Raw genomic sequence first — 5,414 nt, 5'->3', positions numbered from 1 at the left:
CTGAGACACGGCCCAGACTCCTACGGGAGGCAGCAGTAGGGAATCTTCCGCAATGGACGAAAGTCTGACGGAGCAACGCCGCGTGAGTGATGAAGGTTTTCGGATCGTAAAGCTCTGTTGTTAGGGAAGAACAAGTACCAGAGTAACTGCTGGCACCTTGACGGTACCTAACCAGAAAGCCACGGCTAACTACGTGCCAGCAGCCGCGGTAATACGTAGGTGGCAAGCGTTGTCCGGAATTATTGGGCGTAAAGGGCTCGCAGGCGGTTTCTTAAGTCTGATGTGAAAGCCCCCGGCTCAACCGGGGAGGGTCATTGGAAACTGGGGAACTTGAGTGCAGAAGAGGAGAGTGGAATTCCACGTGTAGCGGTGAAATGCGTAGAGATGTGGAGGAACACCAGTGGCGAAGGCGACTCTCTGGTCTGTAACTGACGCTGAGGAGCGAAAGCGTGGGGAGCGAACAGGATTAGATACCCTGGTAGTCCACGCCGTAAACGATGAGTGCTAAGTGTTAGGGGGTTTCCGCCCCTTAGTGCTGCAGCTAACGCATTAAGCACTCCGCCTGGGGAGTACGGTCGCAAGACTGAAACTCAAAGGAATTGACGGGGGCCCGCACAAGCGGTGGAGCATGTGGTTTAATTCGAAGCAACGCGAAGAACCTTACCAGGTCTTGACATCCTCTGACAACCCTAGAGATAGGACGTCCCCTTCGGGGGCAGAGTGACAGGTGGTGCATGGTTGTCGTCAGCTCGTGTCGTGAGATGTTGGGTTAAGTCCCGCAACGAGCGCAACCCTTGTTCTTAGTTGCCAGCATTTAGTTGGGCACTCTAAGGTGACTGCCGGTGACAAACCGGAGGAAGGTGGGGATGACGTCAAATCATCATGCCCCTTATGACCTGGGCTACACACGTGCTACAATGGACAGAACAAAGGGCAGCGAAACCGCGAGGTTAAGCCAATCCCACAAATCTGTTCTCAGTTCGGATCGCAGTCTGCAACTCGACTGCGTGAAGCTGGAATCGCTAGTAATCGCGGATCAGCATGCCGCGGTGAATACGTTCCCGGGCCTTGTACACACCGCCCGTCACACCACGAGAGTTTGTAACACCCGAAGTCGGTGAGGTAACCTTTTAGGAGCCAGCCGCCGAAGGTGGGACAGATGATTGGGGTGAAGTCGTAACAAGGTAGCCGTATCGGAAGGTGCGGCTGGATCACCTCCTTTCTAAGGATATTATACGGAATATAAGACCTTGGGTCTTATAAACAGAACGTTCCCTGTCTTGTTTAGTTTTGAAGGATCATTCCTTCGAAACGTGTTCTTTGAAAACTAGATAACAGTAGACATCACATTCAATTAGTAACACAAGATATCACATAGTGATTCTTTTTAACGGTTAAGTTAGAAAGGGCGCACGGTGGATGCCTTGGCACTAGGAGCCGATGAAGGACGGGACGAACACCGATATGCTTCGGGGAGCTGTAAGCAAGCTTTGATCCGGAGATTTCCGAATGGGGAAACCCACCACTCGTAATGGAGTGGTATCCATATCTGAATTCATAGGATATGAGAAGGCAGACCCGGGGAACTGAAACATCTAAGTACCCGGAGGAAGAGAAAGCAAATGCGATTTCCTGAGTAGCGGCGAGCGAAACGGAACATAGCCCAAACCAAGAGGCTTGCCTCTTGGGGTTGTAGGACACTCTATACGGAGTTACAAAGGAACGAGGTAGATGAAGAGGTCTGGAAAGGCCCGCCATAGGAGGTAACAGCCCTGTAGTCAAAACTTCGTTCTCTCCTGAGTGGATCCTGAGTACGGCGGAACACGTGAAATTCCGTCGGAATCCGGGAGGACCATCTCCCAAGGCTAAATACTCCCTAGTGACCGATAGTGAACCAGTACCGTGAGGGAAAGGTGAAAAGCACCCCGGAAGGGGAGTGAAAGAGATCCTGAAACCGTGTGCCTACAAGTAGTCAGAGCCCGTTAACGGGTGATGGCGTGCCTTTTGTAGAATGAACCGGCGAGTTACGATCCCGTGCAAGGTTAAGCAGAAGATGCGGAGCCGCAGCGAAAGCGAGTCTGAATAGGGCGAATTGAGTACGTGGTCGTAGACCCGAAACCAGGTGATCTACCCATGTCCAGGGTGAAGTTCAGGTAACACTGAATGGAGGCCCGAACCCACGCACGTTGAAAAGTGCGGGGATGAGGTGTGGGTAGGGGTGAAATGCCAATCGAACCTGGAGATAGCTGGTTCTCTCCGAAATAGCTTTAGGGCTAGCCTCAAGGTAAGAGTCTTGGAGGTAGAGCACTGATTGGACTAGGGGCCCCTACCGGGTTACCGAATTCAGTCAAACTCCGAATGCCAATGACTTATCCTTGGGAGTCAGACTGCGAGTGATAAGATCCGTAGTCGAAAGGGAAACAGCCCAGACCGCCAGCTAAGGTCCCAAAGTATACGTTAAGTGGAAAAGGATGTGGAGTTGCTTAGACAACCAGGATGTTGGCTTAGAAGCAGCCACCATTTAAAGAGTGCGTAATAGCTCACTGGTCGAGTGACTCTGCGCCGAAAATGTACCGGGGCTAAACGTATCACCGAAGCTGCGGACTGTTCTTCGAACAGTGGTAGGAGAGCGTTCTAAGGGCTGTGAAGCCAGACCGGAAGGACTGGTGGAGCGCTTAGAAGTGAGAATGCCGGTATGAGTAGCGAAAGACGGGTGAGAATCCCGTCCACCGAATGCCTAAGGTTTCCTGAGGAAGGCTCGTCCGCTCAGGGTTAGTCGGGACCTAAGCCGAGGCCGAAAGGCGTAGGCGATGGACAACAGGTTGATATTCCTGTACCACCTCCTCACCATTTGAGCAATGGGGGGACGCAGGAGGATAGGGTAAGCGCGGTATTGGATATCCGCGTCCAAGCAGTTAGGCTGGGAAATAGGCAAATCCGTTTCCCATAAGGCTGAGCTGTGATGGCGAGCGAAATATAGTAGCGAAGTTCCTGATTCCACACTGCCAAGAAAAGCCTCTAGCGAGGTGAGAGGTGCCCGTACCGCAAACCGACACAGGTAGGCGAGGAGAGAATCCTAAGGTGATCGAGAGAACTCTCGTTAAGGAACTCGGCAAAATGACCCCGTAACTTCGGGAGAAGGGGTGCTCTGTTAGGGTGCAAGCCCGAGAGAGCCGCAGTGAATAGGCCCAGGCGACTGTTTAGCAAAAACACAGGTCTCTGCGAAGCCGTAAGGCGAAGTATAGGGGCTGACGCCTGCCCGGTGCTGGAAGGTTAAGAGGAGCGCTTAGCGTAAGCGAAGGTGCGAATTGAAGCCCCAGTAAACGGCGGCCGTAACTATAACGGTCCTAAGGTAGCGAAATTCCTTGTCGGGTAAGTTCCGACCCGCACGAAAGGCGCAACGATCTGGGCACTGTCTCAACGAGAGACTCGGTGAAATTATAGTACCTGTGAAGATGCAGGTTACCCGCGACAGGACGGAAAGACCCCGTGGAGCTTTACTGCAGCCTGATATTGAATGTTGGTACAGCTTGTACAGGATAGGTAGGAGCCTTGGAAACCGGAGCGCCAGCTTCGGTGGAGGCATCGGTGGGATACTACCCTGGCTGTATTGACCTTCTAACCCGCCGCCCTTATCGGGCGGGGAGACAGTGTCAGGTGGGCAGTTTGACTGGGGCGGTCGCCTCCTAAAGTGTAACGGAGGCGCCCAAAGGTTCCCTCAGAATGGTTGGAAATCATTCGCAGAGTGTAAAGGCACAAGGGAGCTTGACTGCGAGACCTACAAGTCGAGCAGGGACGAAAGTCGGGCTTAGTGATCCGGTGGTTCCGCATGGAAGGGCCATCGCTCAACGGATAAAAGCTACCCCGGGGATAACAGGCTTATCTCCCCCAAGAGTCCACATCGACGGGGAGGTTTGGCACCTCGATGTCGGCTCATCGCATCCTGGGGCTGTAGTCGGTCCCAAGGGTTGGGCTGTTCGCCCATTAAAGCGGTACGCGAGCTGGGTTCAGAACGTCGTGAGACAGTTCGGTCCCTATCCGTCGCGGGCGCAGGAAATTTGAGAGGAGCTGTCCTTAGTACGAGAGGACCGGGATGGACGCACCGCTGGTGTACCAGTTGTTCTGCCAAGGGCATCGCTGGGTAGCTATGTGCGGACGGGATAAGTGCTGAAAGCATCTAAGCATGAAGCCCCCCTCAAGATGAGATTTCCCATTCCGCAAGGAAGTAAGATCCCTGAAAGATGATCAGGTTGATAGGTCTGAGGTGGAAGTGTGGCGACACATGGAGCTGACAGATACTAATCGATCGAGGACTTAACCATATTTTTGAATGATGTCACACCTGTTATCTAGTTTTGAGAGAACACTCTCAATGGTTTGGTGGCGATAGCGAAGAGGTCACACCCGTTCCCATACCGAACACGGAAGTTAAGCTCTTCAGCGCCGATGGTAGTCGGGGGTTTCCCCCTGTGAGAGTAGGACGCCGCCAAGCAGATTTATTAATTCTACCATGTTTGTTTATGAAGCTTTATATTATTCCGCAGTAGCTCAGTGGTAGAGCTATCGGCTGTTAACCGATCGGTCGTAGGTTCGAATCCTGCCTGTGGAGCCATATTGGAGAAGTACTCAAGTGGCTGAAGAGGCGCCCCTGCTAAGGGTGTAGGTCGTGTAAGCGGCGCGAGGGTTCAAATCCCTCCTTCTCCGCCATATGATTACAGATATAATAATTTTCGGCCCGTTGGTCAAGCGGTTAAGACACCGCCCTTTCACGGCGGTAACACGGGTTCGAATCCCGTACGGGTCACCATTTGGAGGATTAGCTCAGCTGGGAGAGCATCTGCCTTACAAGCAGAGGGTCGGCGGTTCGAGCCCGTCATCCTCCACCATCTTGCCGGTGTAGCTCAATTGGTAGAGCAACTGACTTGTAATCAGTAGGTTGGGGGTTCAAGTCCTCTTGCCGGCACTGTTTTTTCAAAATTTTATGTGGAGGGGTAGCGAAGTGGCTAAACGCGGCGGACTGTAAATCCGCTCCCTCAGGGTTCGGCAGTTCGAATCTGCCCCCCTCCACCATTTTTGGGCTATAGCCAAGCGGTAAGGCAACGGACTTTGACTCCGTCATGCGTTGGTTCGAATCCAGCTAGCCCAGCCATTAAGAGCCATTAGCTCAGTTGGTAGAGCATCTGACTTTTAATCAGAGGGTCGAAGGTTCGAATCCTTCATGGCTCACCATGTTTTTCTTGCGGATGTGGCGGAATTGGCAGACGCGCTAGACTTAGGATCTAGTGTCTTTATGTCGTGGGGGTTCTAGTCCCTTCACCAGCATTTTATAGGATAACAGTTAGAAAAACTGGACATCCTGTCTGCGGAAGTAGTTCAGTGGTAGAACACCACCTTGCCATGGTGGGGGTCGCGGG

At 52.7% G+C, this 5,414-nt stretch carries 8 tRNA genes and 3 rRNA genes; all 11 read left to right on the top strand.

The window, feature by feature from the left end:
* Positions 1-1,222, top strand: a 16S ribosomal RNA gene (locus tag ACFTZC_RS41795); the annotation flags it as partial.
* Positions 1,223-1,392: 170 nt separating this feature from the next.
* Positions 1,393-4,322: ribosomal RNA gene (locus ACFTZC_RS41790) — 23S ribosomal RNA — on the top strand.
* Positions 4,323-4,376: 54 nt separating this feature from the next.
* Positions 4,377-4,492 (top strand): 5S ribosomal RNA (gene rrf / locus ACFTZC_RS41785).
* Between the two features lie 45 nt (positions 4,493-4,537).
* Positions 4,538-4,612, top strand: a tRNA-Asn gene (locus ACFTZC_RS41780).
* A gap of 4 nt (positions 4,613-4,616) precedes the next feature.
* Positions 4,617-4,707: transfer RNA gene (locus ACFTZC_RS41775), tRNA-Ser, on the top strand.
* A gap of 25 nt (positions 4,708-4,732) precedes the next feature.
* Positions 4,733-4,807: transfer RNA gene (locus ACFTZC_RS41770), tRNA-Glu, on the top strand.
* A gap of 3 nt (positions 4,808-4,810) precedes the next feature.
* A tRNA-Val gene (locus ACFTZC_RS41765) sits at positions 4,811-4,886 on the top strand.
* A gap of 4 nt (positions 4,887-4,890) precedes the next feature.
* Positions 4,891-4,963, top strand: a tRNA-Thr gene (locus tag ACFTZC_RS41760).
* 22 nt (positions 4,964-4,985) lie between these two features.
* Positions 4,986-5,070 (top strand) — tRNA-Tyr (locus ACFTZC_RS41755).
* A gap of 4 nt (positions 5,071-5,074) precedes the next feature.
* Positions 5,075-5,149 (top strand) — tRNA-Gln (locus ACFTZC_RS41750).
* Between the two features lie 4 nt (positions 5,150-5,153).
* Positions 5,154-5,229 (top strand) — tRNA-Lys (locus ACFTZC_RS41745).
* The last annotated feature ends 185 nt before the right edge of the window (positions 5,230-5,414 follow it).

The organism is Streptomyces sp. NPDC056987 (assembly GCF_042673865.1).
Lineage (GTDB): Bacteria > Actinomycetota > Actinomycetes > Streptomycetales > Streptomycetaceae > Streptomyces.
This window is presented reverse-complemented; position numbering and strand designations above follow the sequence as displayed.